The organism is Microbacterium sp. Leaf288 (assembly GCF_001422925.1).
Classification (GTDB): Bacteria; Actinomycetota; Actinomycetes; order Actinomycetales; family Microbacteriaceae; genus Microbacterium.
Genome location: NZ_LMNI01000013.1, coordinates 263,826 through 280,397, shown reverse-complemented (window position 1 = coordinate 280,397; position 16,572 = coordinate 263,826). Strand labels below are relative to the sequence as shown.

The 16,572-nt window shown below is 71.4% G+C and carries 18 protein-coding genes and 1 riboswitch; of the genes, 12 read left to right on the top strand and 6 right to left on the bottom strand.

Annotated features, from left to right (window positions below; all coding sequences use genetic code 11):
* Nucleotides 1-187 precede the first annotated feature (187 nt).
* Nucleotides 188-949, bottom strand: a complete 762-nt coding sequence (locus ASF40_RS18960; RefSeq protein WP_056372084.1) for an SDR family NAD(P)-dependent oxidoreductase — start codon at nt 947-949, stop codon at nt 188-190.
* Nucleotides 946-1,806, bottom strand: coding sequence for a fumarylacetoacetate hydrolase family protein (locus tag ASF40_RS18955; RefSeq protein ID WP_056372020.1), 861 nt, complete (start codon nt 1,804-1,806; stop codon nt 946-948). The genes ASF40_RS18960 and ASF40_RS18955 overlap by 4 nt, the downstream gene beginning before the upstream one ends.
* Nucleotides 1,807-1,942: 136 nt before the next feature.
* Between ASF40_RS18955 and ASF40_RS18950 the strand changes: the two genes are divergently transcribed.
* The 3 genes from ASF40_RS18950 to ASF40_RS18940 are packed head-to-tail and all read left to right on the top strand — an operon-like array spanning nt 1,943 to nt 4,614.
* Complete coding sequence (locus tag ASF40_RS18950) at nt 1,943-3,238, top strand: enolase C-terminal domain-like protein (RefSeq protein WP_056372018.1); 1,296 nt, start codon at nt 1,943-1,945, stop codon at nt 3,236-3,238.
* A complete protein-coding gene (locus tag ASF40_RS18945; RefSeq protein ID WP_056372016.1) occupies nt 3,225-4,187 on the top strand; it encodes an aldo/keto reductase in 963 nt (320 codons plus the stop codon). Before ASF40_RS18950 ends, ASF40_RS18945 begins: the two co-directional genes overlap by 14 nt.
* Before the next feature lie 13 nt (nt 4,188-4,200).
* Entirely contained in the window at nt 4,201-4,614 is a 414-nt protein-coding gene (locus ASF40_RS18940) for an RbsD/FucU family protein (protein ID WP_056372014.1), read from the top strand.
* Between the two features lie 18 nt (nt 4,615-4,632).
* Here ASF40_RS18940 and ASF40_RS18935 read toward each other — a convergent pair whose 3' ends face one another.
* Nucleotides 4,633-6,282, bottom strand: a complete 1,650-nt coding sequence (locus tag ASF40_RS18935) for a D-alanyl-D-alanine carboxypeptidase family protein (protein WP_056372012.1) — start codon at nt 6,280-6,282, stop codon at nt 4,633-4,635.
* A gap of 37 nt (nt 6,283-6,319) precedes the next feature.
* Nucleotides 6,320-6,429: riboswitch (TPP riboswitch) on the top strand.
* Here ASF40_RS18935 and ASF40_RS18930 point away from each other — a divergent pair.
* The 3 genes from ASF40_RS18930 (at nt 6,422) to ASF40_RS18920 (ending at nt 9,340) form a co-directional block, all read left to right on the top strand.
* Nucleotides 6,422-7,066 carry an ECF transporter S component gene (locus ASF40_RS18930; protein WP_056372011.1) on the top strand — a complete coding sequence of 215 codons (645 nt, stop codon included), beginning with the start codon at nt 6,422-6,424 and terminating at the stop codon, nt 7,064-7,066. (Overlaps the previous riboswitch by 8 nt.)
* 1 nt (nt 7,067) lies before the next feature.
* A complete protein-coding gene (locus tag ASF40_RS18925; protein WP_157549801.1) occupies nt 7,068-8,543 on the top strand; it encodes an ABC transporter ATP-binding protein in 1,476 nt (491 codons plus the stop codon).
* A complete protein-coding gene (locus ASF40_RS18920) occupies nt 8,540-9,340 on the top strand; it encodes an energy-coupling factor transporter transmembrane component T family protein (protein WP_056372009.1) in 801 nt (266 codons plus the stop codon). Before ASF40_RS18925 ends, ASF40_RS18920 begins: the two co-directional genes overlap by 4 nt.
* A gap of 79 nt (nt 9,341-9,419) precedes the next feature.
* Here ASF40_RS18920 and ASF40_RS18915 read toward each other — a convergent pair whose 3' ends face one another.
* From ASF40_RS18915 to ASF40_RS18905, 3 genes are all read right to left on the bottom strand, one after another.
* Entirely contained in the window at nt 9,420-9,926 is a 507-nt protein-coding gene (locus tag ASF40_RS18915) for an SRPBCC domain-containing protein (protein WP_056372006.1), read from the bottom strand.
* Nucleotides 9,923-10,648: an aminoglycoside 3'-phosphotransferase gene (locus ASF40_RS18910; RefSeq protein WP_056372004.1), complete on the bottom strand. Its 726-nt coding sequence runs from the start codon at nt 10,646-10,648 to the stop codon at nt 9,923-9,925. The genes ASF40_RS18915 and ASF40_RS18910 overlap by 4 nt, the downstream gene beginning before the upstream one ends.
* 196 nt (nt 10,649-10,844) lie before the next feature.
* Nucleotides 10,845-11,195, bottom strand: a complete 351-nt coding sequence (locus ASF40_RS18905; RefSeq protein WP_157549819.1) for a DUF488 domain-containing protein — start codon at nt 11,193-11,195, stop codon at nt 10,845-10,847.
* 54 nt (nt 11,196-11,249) lie between these two features.
* Between ASF40_RS18905 and ASF40_RS18900 the strand changes: the two genes are divergently transcribed.
* The 6 genes from ASF40_RS18900 to ASF40_RS18875 all read left to right on the top strand — a co-directional run bounded on the left by ASF40_RS18900 (nt 11,250) and on the right by ASF40_RS18875 (nt 16,498).
* Complete coding sequence (locus ASF40_RS18900; RefSeq protein WP_056372002.1) at nt 11,250-11,765, top strand: hypothetical protein; 516 nt, start codon at nt 11,250-11,252, stop codon at nt 11,763-11,765.
* Nucleotides 11,766-11,885: 120 nt separating this feature from the next.
* Entirely contained in the window at nt 11,886-12,647 is a 762-nt protein-coding gene (locus tag ASF40_RS18895) for an SDR family NAD(P)-dependent oxidoreductase (protein WP_056372000.1), read from the top strand.
* A 9-nt stretch (nt 12,648-12,656) separates the two neighbouring features.
* Nucleotides 12,657-13,433: an enoyl-CoA hydratase/isomerase family protein gene (locus tag ASF40_RS18890; protein WP_056371998.1), complete on the top strand. Its 777-nt coding sequence runs from the start codon at nt 12,657-12,659 to the stop codon at nt 13,431-13,433.
* A gap of 24 nt (nt 13,434-13,457) precedes the next feature.
* Nucleotides 13,458-14,297, top strand: a complete 840-nt coding sequence (locus ASF40_RS18885; protein WP_056371996.1) for an SDR family oxidoreductase — start codon at nt 13,458-13,460, stop codon at nt 14,295-14,297.
* A gap of 119 nt (nt 14,298-14,416) precedes the next feature.
* Complete coding sequence (locus tag ASF40_RS18880; protein ID WP_056371994.1) at nt 14,417-14,803, top strand: VOC family protein; 387 nt, start codon at nt 14,417-14,419, stop codon at nt 14,801-14,803.
* A 393-nt stretch (nt 14,804-15,196) separates the two neighbouring features.
* A complete protein-coding gene (locus ASF40_RS18875; RefSeq protein WP_056371992.1) occupies nt 15,197-16,498 on the top strand; it encodes an ABC transporter substrate-binding protein in 1,302 nt (433 codons plus the stop codon).
* Nucleotides 16,499-16,572: the final 74 nt, after the last annotated feature.

The following is a 16,572-nucleotide window of genomic DNA, read 5'->3' as shown; positions in this document are numbered from 1 at the left end:
GCCGGCGTGTACTGATGGCGCCCACCAGCCCGGGGATCCCTACTCCCAGCATTCATCTCCACCACAGGACCAGACTCCACCACAACTGGGGCACCCCACCTGGAATCGGTCCTGTGGAAGCCCGGTTGACCTGTTGGACGGCTGCCGGGGTGGGGGAGACGCCCCGACGCCCCGGAGCGGGACCGCGTCAGGAGCCGGCCGGGCGGAGGCGGAGCGGCGACATGCCGCCGTCCACCTCGATGTAGGTGCCGGTCGTCGAGCCCGACGACGGGCTCACCAGATACAGCACCGCGCCGGCGACCTCGGCGGCCGACACCAGGCGGCCGTGGGGCTGGCGCGCCTCCAGTGCGGCGCGCTCGGCGACGGGGTCGGGGGCACTTGCGAGCAGGCGGCCGATCCACGGGGTGTCGGCGGTGCCCGGGTTCACCGCGTTCACGCGGATGCCCTCGCGCAGGTGGTCGGCGGCCATCGCGCGGGTGAGCGAGAGCACGGCGCCCTTCGACGCGCTGTACAGCGCGCGCTGCGGCAGGCCCGCGGTCGCTGCGATCGACGACGTGTTGCAGATCGCGGCGGACGGCGAGTTCCGCAGCCACGGCAGCGCCGCCGCGGTGACGCGGGCGATGCCGGTGACGTTGATGGAGAACACGCGCGCCCACTCGGCGTCGTCGTTCGCCGCGATGTCGCCCTGCGCGCCGATGCCCGCGTTGTTGACGAGGATGTCGATGCGCCCGAACCGCTCGCCGACCGCGGCGATCGCCCGGTCGACCGCGGCGCGGTCCGACACGTCCACGGCGAACGCGGCGAACCGCGGGTCGGCGCCGGACGGATCGAGGTCGAGCACCGCGACCTCGGCGCCCTCGTCCGCGAGTGCGGTCGCGATCGCGGCGCCGATGCCCGACGCGCCGCCGGTGACGACGGCGACGAGGCCGTCCAGCTGCCGGCCGCTCATCGCGAGGCCTCCCACGCCACGAACTCCTGGCGCTGCGCACCGAGACCGTCGATCTCGATGTCGACGACGTCGCCGGCCTTCAGGTACGGGAACCTGCCGCCGAACGCCACGCCCTGCGGTGTGCCGGTGAGGATCAGGTCGCCGGGCTCGAGGGTGACGAACTGCGAGAGGTGGTGCACGATGGCGCGCACGTCGAAGATCATGTCGCTGGTGTTCGAGTCCTGGCGGGGTTCGCCGTTGACGAAGCTCCTCAGGCCGAGGTTCTGGGCGTCGACCTCGTCGGCCGTGACCAGCCACGGGCCCGTCGGGTTGAAGCCGTGGGCGATCTTGCCCTTGGACCACTGCCCGCCCGAGATCTCCATCTGGAAGGTGCGCTCCGAGACGTCGTTGGCGACGACGTAGCCGGCGATGTGCGCGCCGGCCTCCTCGGGGCTGTCGAGGTAGGCAGTGCGACGGCCGATCACGACGCCGAGCTCGACCTCCCAGTCGGTCTTCTCACTGCCCCGGGGCATCGTCACCGCGTCATTCGGTCCGACGACTGTGTTCGGCGTCTTGAGGAAGATGATCGGCACGGTCGGCGGCTCCGCACCGGATTCGCGCGCGTGCGCGGCGTAGTTCTGGCCGATGCAGATGACCGCGCTTGGACGCGCGATCGGGGCGCCGATGCGCAGGTCGGCGGCTCCCTCGAGCTCCGGGAGGAGTCCCTCGGCGATCGCGGCGGAGGTGCGGCCGGTCGGGTCATCGGCGAGGAATCGACCGTCGACATCGGATGTGAGCGGACGCAGATCGAGGTGTCGGTCGCCGTCGATGACGACGGGGATCTCGCTGCCGAACTCGCCGAGACGCGCGAACTTCATGGTTCTCCTGGATTTCTCGATGCGGGGCGGCGTCGGTGCCGTCGCGGCCCGCGGGCGTGATTGACAGTATAGACATCGGATGTTTACACTTCGAGCGGTTCGACTCCCCGAACCGCAGACCGCTGGAGAACGCCCCGTGAGCCGCATCGTCGCCTTCGAGACGACAGACATCCGATTCCCCACGTCGCTGAGCCTCGACGGCTCCGACGCGATGAACCCCGACCCCGACTACTCCGCCGCCTATCTCCGTATCGTGACGGATGCCTCGGACCGAGTCTCGGGACACGCCTTCGTGTTCACGATCGGGCGCGGAAACGATGTGCAGGTCGCCGCCCTCGACGCGCTCGCCGCGCACCTCGTGGGTCGCGAGCTCGAGCCGCTCCTCGACGACATGGGCGCGACCAACCGCGAGCTCATCGGCGACTCGCAGCTGCGCTGGCTCGGCCCCGAGAAGGGCGTCATGCACATGGCGATCGGCGCCGTCGTCAATGCGCTGTGGGACATCAAGGCCAAGCGCGCCGGACTCCCGCTGTGGCAGCTGCTGTCGCGCATGAGCCCCGAGGAGCTCGTCGCGCTCGTCGACTTCCGCTACCTCACGAACGCCCTCACCCCCGAGGACGCGCTGCAGATCCTCCGCGACGCCGAGCCCGGTCGGGCCGAGCGCGAGCAGGAGCTCCTCGCCACCGGCTACCCTGCGTACACGACGAGCCCCGGCTGGCTGGGCTACTCCGACGAGAAGCTCGCGCGCCTGTGCCGGGAGGCGATCGCCGACGGCTTCGGCCAGATCAAGCTGAAGGTCGGCGCCGACCTCGATGACGACATCCGTCGCCTCCGCGTCGCGCGCGAGGTCTGCGGCGAAGGCTTCCCGATCGCGATCGACGCCAACCAGCGCTGGGAAGTGTCCGAGGCGATCGCGTGGGTGAACGCGCTCGCCGAGTTCGACCCCGCGTGGATCGAAGAGCCCACGAGCCCCGACGACGTGCTCGGTCACGCCGAGATCGCGCGCGGCATCGCGCCGGTGCGGGTCGCGACGGGGGAGCACGCGCAGAACCGCGTGATCTTCAAGCAGCTGCTGCAGGCGGGGGCGATCTCGGTCATGCAGATCGACGCGGCGCGCGTCGGCGGCGTCAACGAGAACATCGCGAACCTGCTGCTGGCGGCCAAGTTCGGCATTCCGGTGTGCCCGCACGCGGGCGGTGTCGGTCTCTGCGAGGCCGTGCAGCACCTCTCGATGTTCGACTTCGTGGCCGTCACCGGCACCCGCGAAGGCCGCATGATCGAGTACGTCGACCACCTGCACGAGCACTTCGTCGTGCCGACCGATGTCCGCGGAGGCGTGTACGTGGCACCGACGGCGCCCGGCACCGGCATGGAGATGAAGGCGGCCAGCCGCGCCGAGTACGAGTTCGGGACCACGGATGCCGCGGCCTGAACTCCCCGCGCTGACGCGGCTCGGGTACGGCGCAGCGAACGTCGGCAACCTCTTCCGTGAACTCAGCGACGACCAGGCCTGGGCCATCCTCGACGCGGCGTGGGAGAGCGGCATCCGCTACTACGACACCGCTCCCCACTACGGCCTGGGGCTGTCGGAGCGGCGCCTGGGCGCGTTCCTGCGGACCAAGCCACGCGACGAGTTCGTGATCTCGACGAAGGCCGGGCGTCTGCTCCGCCCCAACCCCGATCACGACGGCGGCCTCGATCTCGCCGCCGACTTCCACGTGCCGACGACGCTGCGGCGCGAGTGGGACTTCTCTGAGGCGGGCATCAGGGCGAGCCTCGAGGAGTCCCTCGAGCGCCTCGGCCTCGATCGCGTCGACGTGCTCTACCTGCACGATCCCGAGCGCCACGACCTCGACCTCGCGCTCCGCGAGGCGTTCCCCGCGCTCGAGCAGCTGCGCGCCGAAGGCGCGGCCCGCGCGATCGGCATCGGCTCCATGGTGAGCGAGGCGCTCGCCGCGGCCGTCGAGAGCGCCGATCTCGACCTCGTCATGATCGCGGGCCGCTACACGCTGCTCGAGCAGCCGGCCGCCGACGCCGTGCTGCCCGCCTGTCATGCGCGCGGAACCGGGGTGGTCGCAGCATCCGTCTTCAACTCCGGCCTGCTCGCCAAGGACGAGCCGGAGAGATCCGACCGCTACGAGTACGGACGGATGCCGGAACCGCTGTGGGAGCATCTGCAGGCGATCCTCGCCATATGCCGCGCGCACGACGTGCCGCTGCCCGCCGCGGCGGTGCAGTTCGCGCTGCGAGACACCGCGGTGCGCTCGGTCGTCGTGGGCGGGAGCAGGCCCGAGCACGTGCGCCGGAGCGCCGAGCTCATGGCGATCGACATCCCCGCCGCGCTGTGGGACGATCTGGCCGCCGACGGCCTCATCCGCTGACGAAGGGATCCTCATGCTCGAGGGCATCAACCCCCTGCTGACCGGGGAGCTGCTGCTCCACCTGGACCGCATGGGCCACTCCGACGCGGTCGTGATCGCCGACGCGCACTTCCCGGCGTGGGCCATCGGTGCACGCGTCATCGATCTGCCGGGAACGACGACGCCGGAGGTGCTGGCGGCGGTGCGCAGCGTGGTGCCGCTCGACGACGCACCCGCGCTGGATCTCATGGCATCGGCCGACGGCGAGGTGCTCGACGTGCAGCGCGAGCTCGCCGCCGCAGCGGGCGTCGACGATCCGCGGTACGTCGACCGGTTCGAGTACTACGTGCTCGCGAAGACCGCGTACGTCATCGTGCGCACCGGCGAGACGCGCACCTACGGCAACGCGCTGCTGCGCAAGGGCGTCGTGGGCCACCCGTCCGCCTGAGCGGATCTCTGCGGCGGCTCAGCCGTTGAGACCGAAGAGGTCCAGCGGGTGCGTGAGGCGCCACCACGGCGACGGATCCGTGATCTCGGCCGCGAGCTCCAGATCGACGGTGGTGGCGTCGAGCGGTCCGGTCACGCTGAGCGAGCCGACGACATCGCCGGCGTCGCGGCTGTCACCGAGGTGGTAGCTGGTGGCGACGGTGCCGTTGCCGCCGTTCCAGAGGATCACCGAAGCGTCGCCTGATGTGACGATGTCGACCTTGTCGCCCCACAGCGTCTCGACCTGGCCGGCGACGGTGCTCGCCGTCACCGAGGGCTTGGGCTGCAGCTCCGCCTCCATCTGCGCATACAGCGCGCGCGATGCGGCGAGGCGGGCCTCGTCGTTCGGCTGACCCAGCACCGACGCATAGAGGCGCACGGTCTTGTCGCCGATCGTGACGTCTTTCGCCGAGAGCAGGTTCCAGGCGTCCAACGTGCCGGTCTTGAGGCCGACGACGCCCGGATCGGCGAGGAGGCCGTTGGTGTTCTCGACGTGCCCGGCGCCGGGGAGGTCGACGGACTGCTTCGCGACGATCTCGGCGATGACCGGGTTGGCGAGCGCCTTCTGCGCGAGCGTCACGAGTGCCTCGGGGCTCGCGGCGTTGCGCGAGTCCATGCCGGTGGGTTCGCGGACGGTGACCCCGGGAACGCCGTGGGCGGTGAGCCAGGCGTTGGCGGCGGACGCGAAGACGGCGTCGGAGGGCCAGATGCCCTGCGCGAGCCGGTCCGCGTAGTTGTTCGCCGAGCCGATGAGCATGCCCTCGAGCATCTGGTATTGGGTGAGCGAGCCGCCGACGGGGACGTCGAGCGCCGACTCGCCGCCGGCGCGGTACTGCCAGTAGCGCGAGCGGTCGGCGGACGTGAAGCGGTACTCCGGTCCCTGCTCGCCCACGGCGAGCGGCATCTCCTCGAGCACGACCAGCGCGGTCACGATCTTGGTGATGCTGGCGATCGCGTCGGGATCGGCCGTGGAGGCGAGCGTTCCCGGGACGCCGGCGACCGCTTCGGCCGCGCTGCCCTGAGCAGGCCACGCGGGCGCGGCGGCGGGCGCCGCGATCGGCTGCACCTCCATCGCGGTGACGGTGGGGGCGACAGCGTGCAGCGGCCACAGCAGGGTCGTCGCCGCGTAGGCGCCGACGACCGCCGCGATCGCGAGCGTGGGCACCACGACGGCGGCGCGGAACGGGGAGCGGCGCGGGGCATCGGAGAGGAGGTCGGCCTCGACTGCCACGTACGGGGTCGCGGCCGCGGTCAGGTCGGCGGGGGCTGCGCCGTGCTCGACGACGGACTCGTCGACCCAGGCGAGTGCGGTGTGCCCGCCCGTGACCGCGGTGACGGTCGGGGTGCCGAGGTCGGTCGGGAGCGCGAAGCCGGACGGCTCGACGGGCTCCGCGGGGTTCCACGTCGCGACCGACGGCACCTCGGCGACGGGCACCGTGGCGATCGTCGGAGCGGCCGCGGTCACGTCCACCGCAGCGGTGGTCGACGGCGGGTAGACAGTATCCGTCTCACCCGTCTGGATCGTGAGGATGCCGCCGTCGGGCGCGTCTTCGGAACCCGAAACCGGGACGGCACCGGTCTGCACGCGTCGCGCGCGACGCGTGGGTGCAGGGGTGTCGTCCGAAGTCACCCCCCCAAAATACCTGCTGAACCGGCGGTATACTCGTCGCCAACACCACGGGAGTCCGGTGAGCCGGGCTGAGAGGAAGCGATCCACGCTTCGACCGTCGAACCTGATCCGGATCATGCCGGCGCAGGGAGGAGCTCATATGCACGCGTCCACGTCCGCATCCACCCCCGTTGCGGCTCACTCGAAGGCCCCGCGGAGCCTGCGCTGGCGGGTCGTCGACATCGTCGTCGCCGCGGTGCTCGGCGTCGCGATCGGCCTGGTCTTCTGGGCCTGGAACACCATCGGCGGCACCTGGTTCGTCGCCATGGACGGCCTCACCCCCGGTCTCGGCGGCATCGCCGTCGGCATCTGGCTCATCGGCGGCGTCATCGGCGGCCTGGTCATCCGCAAGCCCGGTGCCGCACTCCTCGTCGAGGTGATCGCCGCGCTCGTGTCGATGCTCATCGGCAACGTGTGGGGAGTCTCGACGATCTTCTCGGGCATCGTGCAGGGCCTCGGCGCCGAGCTCGTGTTCGCGATCTTCCTCTACCGCCGCTTCACGCTGCCCGTCGCAATGCTCGCCGGCGTCGGCGCCGCGGTCGGCGCCTGGGTGTTCGAGCTGTTCTACGGCAGCTCGCCCAACATCCTGAAGACCCTCGAGTTCAACGTGATCTACCTGGTGTCGCTGGCCGTCTCGGGCGCGCTGCTCGCGGGCCTCGTCGGCTGGTTCGCCGTGCGCGGGCTCGCCGCGACCGGTGCCCTCAACCGCTTCGCCGTCGGACGCGAAGCGCGCCGCGAGGTCTGACGTGACGGCGACCCGCCCCGCCCGCATCACGGCGGCGGGCTGGGGGTGGCGCTACGGCGGACGCCGGGCCGCTGCCGTCCACGACGTCTCGTTCACGATCGAGCCCGGGGAGCGCGTGCTCCTGCTCGGCGCATCCGGCGCGGGCAAATCGACGCTCCTCGCCGGCATGGCAGGTCTCCTCGGCGGCGCCGACGAGGGTGACGAGACCGGCACGCTCCTCATCGACGGTGGACGCGCCGAGGCTCACCGCGGTCGCGTCGGGCTCGTGCTGCAGGACCCCGACGCCGGGGTCGTGCTGTCGAAGGTGGGCGACGACGTGGCCTTCGGGTGCGAGAACCTCGGCGTTCCGGCCGCCCTGATCCCCGCTCGGGTCGCAGAGGCGCTCGACGCCGTCGGGCTCGACGTGCCGCTGACCCGGCCCACCAAGGCGCTCTCCGGTGGACAGAAGCAGCGCCTCGCCCTCGCCGGGGTGCTGGCGATGCGGCCCGGGGTGCTCCTGCTCGACGAGCCCACCGCCAACCTCGACCCGGACGGAGTCCGCGAGGTGCGCGACGCCGTCGAGCGTGCGGTGCGCGAGACGGGCGCGACGCTCGTCGTGATCGAGCACCGCACCGCGGTGTGGGCCGATCTCATGGACCGCGTCATCGTGGTCGGGGCCGACGGCGGACTCCTCGCCGACGGGACGCCCGCCGAGGTGTTCGCGCGTCACGGCGCCACGCTCGCCGCGGCCGGCGTGTGGGTGCCGGGCCACCCGGTCGACCTGCCCGTCCCCGCTTCCGCCCGGTCCGACGCGCCGACGGCGGTGGCGGCATCCGCTCTCTCGATCTCCCGTGACGGCCGCACGATCGTGCGCGCGGGGCTCGACCTCGCCGTGCCGCGCGCGGCCGCGACCGTGATCACGGGGCCGAACGGCGCCGGCAAGTCCACGCTCGCACTGACGCTCGCGGGCCTGCTGCCCGAGGCGGCGGGTCGCGTCGAGTCCGCGCCGGAACTCGCGGGCCGCTCCGGCCGGCGCCCGTCGAAGTGGACGTCGCGCGAGCTGCTCACGCGCATCGGCACGGTGTTCCAGGAGCCCGAGCACCAGTTCCTCGCCGCGACCGTGCGCGACGAGCTCGCCATCGGGCCGGGTTCGCGCGGCGTCGACCCGGCCGCCGTCGACCAGATCGTCGACGAACTGCTCGAACGGCTGCACCTGGCACCGCTCGCCGCCGCGAACCCCTTCACCCTGTCGGGCGGGCAGAAGCGCCGGCTCTCGGTCGCGACCGTGCTCGCCGACGCGCCCCCGGTGATCGTGCTCGACGAGCCGACCTTCGGTCAGGACCGCCGCGGCTGGATCGAGCTCGTGCAGCTGCTGCAGTCCGAGATCGACGCCGGCACGACGGTCGTCGCCGTCACCCACGACGAGGACGTGCTGCGCCATCTCGGCGGCCACCGCATCGAGCTCGGCCTCCCCGTGCACGCGGGGGTGGGATCGTGACCGCCGTCGACGCGCGCACCGCCGAGGCCGAGGCGGCGCCCCGCGCCTGGCTCGACGGGGTGAACCCGGTCACGAAGATCGCGCTCGCGCTGCTGCTGTCGGTGCCCCTCTTCGCGTCCATCGACGCCACGAGCGCCCTCGTGGCGATCGTGCTCCAGATCGCCTGCATCCCGCTGACCGGCCTCGCCGCCCTGACGGTGCTGAAACGGATGCTGCCCATCCTCGTCTTCGCGCCGGTCGCGGGCCTCAGCATGCTGCTGTACGCGGAGCCGGGCGGCACCGTCTACTGGTCGTTCTGGTACGCGACGATCAGCGACGACTCGATCGCCCTCGCGATCGCGGTGTGCCTGCGCGTGCTCGCCCTCGCCCTGCCGACCATCCTGCTGTTCGGCCGCACCGACCCGACCGAGCTCGCCGACGCGCTCGCCCAGGTCGCGAAGCTGCCGTCGCGCTTCGTGCTCGGCGTGCTCGCCGGCACCCGCACGCTCGGGCTCTTCCTCGACGACTGGCGCAGCATGGGCCTCGCACGCCGGGCGCGGGGCGTCGGCGACAGCGGCGCCGTCCGCCGCTTCTTCTCGATGGCCTTCGTGCTGCTCGTCTTCGCGGTGCGCCGCGGCACGAAGCTCGCGATGGCGATGGAGGCGCGCGGCTTCGGTTCGGGCATCCGCCGCACGTGGGCGCGTCCGTCGCGCCTGCACCCCCGTGACGCCGTGGCGCTGCTGGGCGGCACCGTGATCATGGCGCTCGCGATCGGCGCGGCGGTCGCGGCGGGCACGTTCCGGTTCGTCTGGTCCTGAGCTCGTCGTCGGTTCGACGACGTTTCGTCTGCGGGCGCCAGAGCGCCCTTCGCTCAACGGCCGGTGCTTCGGCCCCGGTTCAGCCGCCGGCGACCAGCCGCTCGTAGCCGGGCTGCAGCGCGGGGAAGTAGTCGTCCCAGTTCACGGTGTCGACGTCCACGCCTGCCTGGGCCGCGACCAGGCGGTCGAGGTAGTACTCCCAACCCGGGCCGATCGAGCCGACCTCGTCCTCGGGGCCCAGGCGTTGACCGAACGTGAGCACGGTGTCGCCGTGCTCGTCCGGGGCGAGTTCGAACCACAGGTGCCACGCACCCGAGGTGGCCGCGGTGTCCCCGGCGAAGCGCCGCGGGCGGTCGCACTCGAGGATCGTGTACTCCTCACCCGAGGCATCCGGATCCTCCGCCGTCATGAAGAACGTGACGTGCCCGGTCGCGGGATCGCCCTCCCAGCGGCCGATCCACCGCTCGAGCCGCGCGGACTCGGTGAGCTCGCGCCACACCTCGTCGGCGGTCGCGCGGAAGCGCCGGAGGATCACGAGGTTCGGCTTGCCGTCGATGTCACACACGTTCCCGGTGATCTCGGTCATGTCGCGTTCCACAGCTCCCGGTAGTACGACAGGCGCTCGCGATCGGGCTCGATCCCGTACGCCTCGATGAGGGCGTCCTCCCATCCCTCGCCATAGTTCCACGCCGTCGACATCGACGCCACGGCGATGTCGGCCCAGCGGTCCGCGACGCCCAGCGCGCCCAGGTCGACGTGCCCGCTCCACCGGCCGTCGTCGCCGATCAGCGTGTTCGGGCAGCACGCGTCGCCGTGGCACACGACGAGCCGGTCGATCGGCGGGGCGTCCCGCCACTCATCGGGAACACGGATGCCGCGCCCCTGGGCGTTCGCGATGCGCCCGGGCACGCCCCAGTCGAACGGGCAGTCGTCGACCGGTAGTGCCTCGTGGAGCGCGCGCAGACCCTCGCCGACCGCGCGGACGGCGGTGCCGGCATCCCGGATCCATCGCGGATCCACCGCCGACACGCCGGGGAGGGCCGCCGTCACCAGCCATTCGTGGGTGTCGTCGCCTCCGGCCTCGAGCACCCGCGGGACGGGGGTGTACCGCGCCGCCCACCGCAGCCGCTCCGCCTCGCCTGCGAACGACGTCTCGGCGTTGCGCGGGCCGTACTTGAGGTACCTGCCGTCGTCGGTGCGGAACGTCGTGCCGCCCAGCTCGTTGAGCCAGACGGGGGTGAGCTCGGCGCCGCGCGCGAGCACCCTGACCCGCTCGGGGACGGCGACGTCTGCGACGGGGATCGACACGAGTTCCATCCTCCCGCGCGCGGGGCCCCCTGCGAAGTCCGGACTTCGCGGGTTCTGGACTCCGGAGTGATGCGTTTCCTGGACGGTCTCCTCCGGATCAGGGGCGCGCCGACGCTCGAAGTCCGGACTTCGCAGGTCCTGGACACCGAATCGAAGCTTTTCCCGGACGGCACCGCGGGAGGAGGACCGGCACGGCTCAGGCCTCGAGCGCCTCGCGGAGGATCACGGCGTGGTTGTGGGTGTCGTCGTGCACCGCATGAAGGAGCGTCACGGCGAGGTGGGGCGCGTGCTTTGCGCGCAGCGCACCCACCGCGCCCGCCGTGGGTCCGGCGAGCTCGGCCCGGTATGCCGCCTCGAAGTCCGACCATGACAGGTCGTCGTGGGGGAAGGCCTTGCGCAGCTCGGTCGAGCGCGCGACCTCCTCCGCCCACAGGTCGAGCGCCGCGCGCTCCTTCGACGGGCCACGCGGCCAGAGACGGTCGACCAGCGCGTGGAAGCCATCGCCCGGGGTCGGGTCGTCGTAGACGCGCTTCAGCCGGATCTCCATGCGCATCCAACTCGCCTGCCTGGCGGTGCGCCACCGGCATGGTGGGATGGAGGCATGCCCACCACGCGCGCGACCCGCCGCCGAGGACCCCTCACGGCGCTCGAGGGCGCGGAGCCCGCGGTCGCGATCGGCGACACGACCGCGCGGCACGTGCGGCTGTCGCCGGACGGGCTCTCGCGCCATATCGGCGATCCGCGGTCGCAGTTCGTGCCGTGGTCCCAGGTGCACACGGTCACGGTGGATCCGCCCGCGACCTGGTGGCCGTACCCCGCGATGTCCGACATGGCGGCGGCGCTGCTCGGCGGCGTGGCCGGCGGGCTCGAGGCCGGCGAGGCGGCCGAGACCCCCACCTTCCTCGTCGTGATCACCACGCTCGACGGGGAGCGGCTCGAATGGCGCGCCACTCAGCACTACCTCTCGGGCTACCGCCGCGGGGACGCGCAGGCGACGACGCGGCTCGTGGAGTACCTGACCGCGCGTGGCGAGGCGCGGATGCTGCTGGCACGGCCCGCCGAGCTGATCGATCGCATCTCGGCCCTCACGCGCATCGGCCCGCAGATCGGGCCGTGACGGTCTCCGCGACCGCCCGTTAGCCTGGTCCCGTCGCGTCGCCGGCTGGTGAGCGATGGGACTGAGTCCCGCGTATGCTGATACGCGGTTCCGCAGAATCCGGACTTCGAAGGAGAATCCATGGACCTCACGGGCACCGCCGCACTCGTCACCGGTGGCGCGAGCGGACTCGGCCTCGCCACGGCCCGGCGTCTCACCGCCGCGGGCGCGACCGTCACGATCGTCGACCTGCCGACCTCGGCGGGCGCCGACCTCGCCGCAGAGCTCGGAGGATCGTTCGCGCCGGCCGACGTCACGAGCCCGGATCAGGTGGCAGCCGCAGTCGCCACGGCCGCAGCATCCGGCCCCCTCCGCGTCGTCGTGAACTGCGCCGGGATCGCGCCGCCCGCCAAGGTGCTCGATCGCGAGGGCAACCCGTCGCCGCTGGAGGGCTTCGAGCGGATCATCCGCGTGAACCTCATCGGCACGTACAACGTCATCTCGCAGGCCTCCGCCGTCATGGCGAAGACCGAGCCCACGGCCCACGGCGACCGCGGCGTGGTTGTGAACACCGCCAGCGTCGCCGCGTTCGACGGCCAGATCGGCCAGCCCGCGTACTCGGCGTCGAAGGGTGGCGTGCACGCCATGACCCTGCCGATCGCCCGCGAGCTCGCGCGCTACGGCATCCGCGTCGTGACGATCGCGCCCGGCATCATGGAGACCCCCATGCTGATGGGCCTGCCGCAGGCGGCGCAGGACTCCCTCGGCGAGCAGGTGCCGTACCCGCAGCGCCTCGGCAAGCCCGACGAGTACGCGCGCCTGGTGATGTCGATCGTCGACAACGGCTACCTCAACGGCGAGACCATCCGCCTGGACGGCGCCATTCGCATGGCCCCGAAGTAAGGAGACCGCATGAGCGACTCGATCCTCGTCACGCGCGACGGCGCCCTCGCGCGCGTGACCCTCAACCGGCCGGCGTTCCTCAACGCCATGGGCTTCGAGATGGGCGCCCGCTGGCGCGACGTCGCGCACGAGCTCACCTCCGACGCGTCGGTGGGGGCCATCATCCTGGATGCTGCGGGCCCGGCCTTCTGCGCCGGCGGCGACGTCATCGAGATGGCGACGTCGGGGGCCTCCGGCGCTGACGTGACCGGCGCGGCCCACACGATCCACGACGGCATCCGCACGTTCGTCGAATCCGACAAGCCCGTCGTCGCTGCCGTGCAGGGCGCCGTCGCGGGCGGGGGACTGGGCCTGATGCTCACCGCCGACTACATCGTCGCGTCGGAGCACGCGAAGTTCGTCAGCAAGTACGCGAACATCGGGCTCACCCCCGACCTCGGCGTCTCGACGCTGCTGCCCGCTGCGGTCGGGCAGCGGCGAGCGCTGCAGCTCCTGCTGCAGGACCTCACCATCGACGCCCCGACCGCCCTCGACTGGGGCCTCGTCACCGAGGTCGTCCCGGCCGCCGACGTCGCTTCGCGCGCCGAAGCGGTGGCGCGGTTCTGGCTCGCAGGCGCCACCGGTGCCTTCGGGCAGGCCAAGCGCCTCGTCCGCACCGGAGCCGGGCGCTCGTTCGGCGAGAACCTCGACGACGAAGCCCGATCCATCGGCGCCCGCTTCGACACCGCCGAGGCCAAGGCGCGCGTCGCGGCCTTCGCTGCAGCATCCGCCAAATCCCGTTCCTGACTTCCTGACCGAGGAGATCCTGAGATGAGCGACAAGCCCCTCGCCGGCAAGACGATCCTGATGTCGGGCGGCAGCCGCGGCATCGGCCTCGCGATCGCGCTGCGCGCGGCGCGCGACGGTGCCAACATCGCCCTGCTGGCCAAGACCGACACGCCCCACCCCAAGCTCGAGGGCACCGTGCACTCGGCAGCGGAAGAGATCCGCGCGGCCGGCGGCAACGCACTGCCGATCGTCGGCGACGTGCGCAACGACGACGACGTGACCGAGGCCGTGCTCAAGACGCAGGGCGAGTTCGGCGGCATCGACATCGTCGTGAACAACGCCTCGGTCATCGACCTGTCGCGCTCGCTCGACCTCGACGCCAAGAAGTACGACCTCATGCAGGACGTCAACGTGCGCGGCACGTTCATGCTCTCGCGGGCAGCGGTGCCGATTCTGAAGGATGCTGCGAACCCGCACATCCTCTCGCTCTCGCCGCCGCTCAACCTGTCGCCGAAGTGGCTCGGCGGGCACACCGGATACACGCTGGCGAAGTACGGCATGACGATGGTCACGCTGGGGATGGCCGCGGAGTTCGCCGAGGCGGGGATCGCCGCGAACACGCTGTGGCCGCGCACGACGATCGCGACCGCCGCGGTGCAGTTCGCCCTGGGCGGCGACCGCATGATGAAGGTCAGCCGCACGCCCGAGATCTACGCCGACGCGGCGTACGAGGTGTTCACCCGGCCCTCGCGCGAGTACACCGGGCAGACGCTCATCGTCGAGGACGTGCTCGAGGCCTCCGGCGTCACCGACTTCTCCGGGTACGCCGCGGTTCCCGGCACGCCCGACGAGGCGCTGTTCCCCGACATCTTCCTGGACTGATGTCGCCGGCGAATCCGAGGTCTCGCCGAGACCGAGGATTCGCCCGCCAGACCGGGGTCGTCGTCGGTCTCGGTGAGGATCCCCTGTCTCGCACGGGTGCGGCGGCGTAGCGTGGGGCCATGGCGGTGCGGAGCCTGTTCCCGATCCTGCTGGCACGCGAGCTGCCCGAGCTCGTGAGCTTCTACGAGCGCGCGCTCGGCGGGGTCGTCGACTACCGGTTCGCCGACGCGAACGGCGCCGACGCGTACGTGTCGCTGAAGATCGACGGGGTCCCGCTCGGGATCGGCCGCGACGAGGACGCTCTGCCGCCCGGCGGCGGCGAGCGGGTCGCACTGTGGTTCTACGTCGACGACGTCGATCGCGCATTCAGGGCGTGGGTGCGCGCGGGCGGTCACCCGATCCAGCCACCGGAGGACATGCCGTGGGGCGAGCGGGTCGCGCAGGTGCGCGACCCCGCCGGCAACCTCGTGAACCTCGGCGCAAAGGCCCCCACGGCCGAGGGCTGAGGTCCGCCGCGCGCGGCCGCGACGCCGGCGCGGCAGCATCCGTCCGCCCTCCGCGCCTTCCGCCTGCACGCCGAAGGCGCCGTCGGCGACCTTGCGCGACGGCGTTGGCGAGGATGATTCTCAAAAAAGGAAAATCCGCTCAAACACTGGCGTGGTGACGTTACCAGTGTTAGCTTTCCATCGGAATCAGAGGACGGCGTGCTCACCGGAGAGCGCAACGATGCGACGCCGCATCGCCGCGGTACTTCCGGATGTGTCTCTGTTCGTTCCGACGCGCGTTCGACGCGCCGACGACTGATCCGCCCCACGCTCTGCACGGCACCACGTGCAGCGCGTCTCGCCGCCGGGGCACCGCTTCGGCGTCACGGAATCCATGGAAGGATCTGCAATCCCATGAAGCGCTTCACCAAGCTGACCGCGGGAGCCCTCGTGCTCGCCGTTCCCCTCGCGCTGACCCTGACCTCCTGCAGCGGGTCGGGCGGCGGCTCCGGCGAGGGAGACGGGGACGAGACGCTCACCGTCTGGACCTGGGACCCCGCCTTCAACATCTACGCGATGGAGGAGGCCGAGAAGGTGTACCAGAAGGATCACCCCGACTTCGAACTCGACATCGTCGAGGTGCCGTGGGACGACCTCCAGACCAAGCTCACGACGATCGCGCAGTCGCAGGCGTTCGACGAGCTGCCCGACATCTTCCTGATGCAGAACAACGCGTTCCAGAAGAACGGGATCAACTACCCCGACCTGTTCTCGGACTTCAGCGACTCCGACATCGATTTCTCGGAGTTCCCGCAGTCGGTCGTCGACTACTCCACGATCGACGACGTCAACTACGGCGTGCCCTTCGACGCCGGCACCGCGATCACGGCGCTGCGCACCGACGTGCTCGAGGAGGCGGGCTACACCGTCGACGACTTCACCGACATCACGTGGGACGAGTACCTCACGATCGGCAAGGACGTGCTCGCCAAGACGGGGCAGCCGCTGCTGTCGGGCCAGGCCGGCTCCGCCGACATCCCGATGATGATGCTGCAGTCCGCCGGCGCCAGCCTGTTCGACGACGAGGGCAACCCCACCATCGTCGACAACGCCGCGCTCGAGGCGGCCATCGACACCTACACGCAGCTCGTCGAGGCGGGCGTGCTCGTCGAGGTCAACTCGTGGGACGAGTACATCGGCACGCTCGTGAACGGCACCGTCGGCGGCACGATCAACGGCGTGTGGATCGTCGGCTCGATCCAGACCGCCGAAGACCAGAACGGCAAGTGGGCCGTCACGAACCTCCCCAAGCTCGACACGGTCTCGGGCGCGACGAACTACTCCGCGAACGGCGGATCGTCCTGGGCGATCTCGTCGACGGCCGACGTCGACCTCGCGTCGGACTTCCTCGGCGCGACCTTCGCCGGCTCGACCGAGCTGTACGACACGATCCTGCCGAAGGCCGGCGCGGTCGCGAACTGGATCCCGGCCGGTGACAGCGACGTCTACAACGAGCCGATCGCGTTCTTCGGCGGTCAGCCGATCTTCGCCGACGTCGTGAAGTTCGGCCCGGAGGTCCCGTCGAACAACACGGGTGCGTACTACTACGAGGCACGTGATGCGGTGAGCACGGCCATGACGCAGATCATGGGCGGCACCGACATGACGACGGCGCTCGAAGAGGCGCAGGCCAACGTCGAGTTCGCGATGGAGTAACCACGCGAGACGGTCCGGCGGGGCGGCGAACCCGCCCCGCCGGACCGGAACCGTGGCCCTGACCGCCCAAGGAA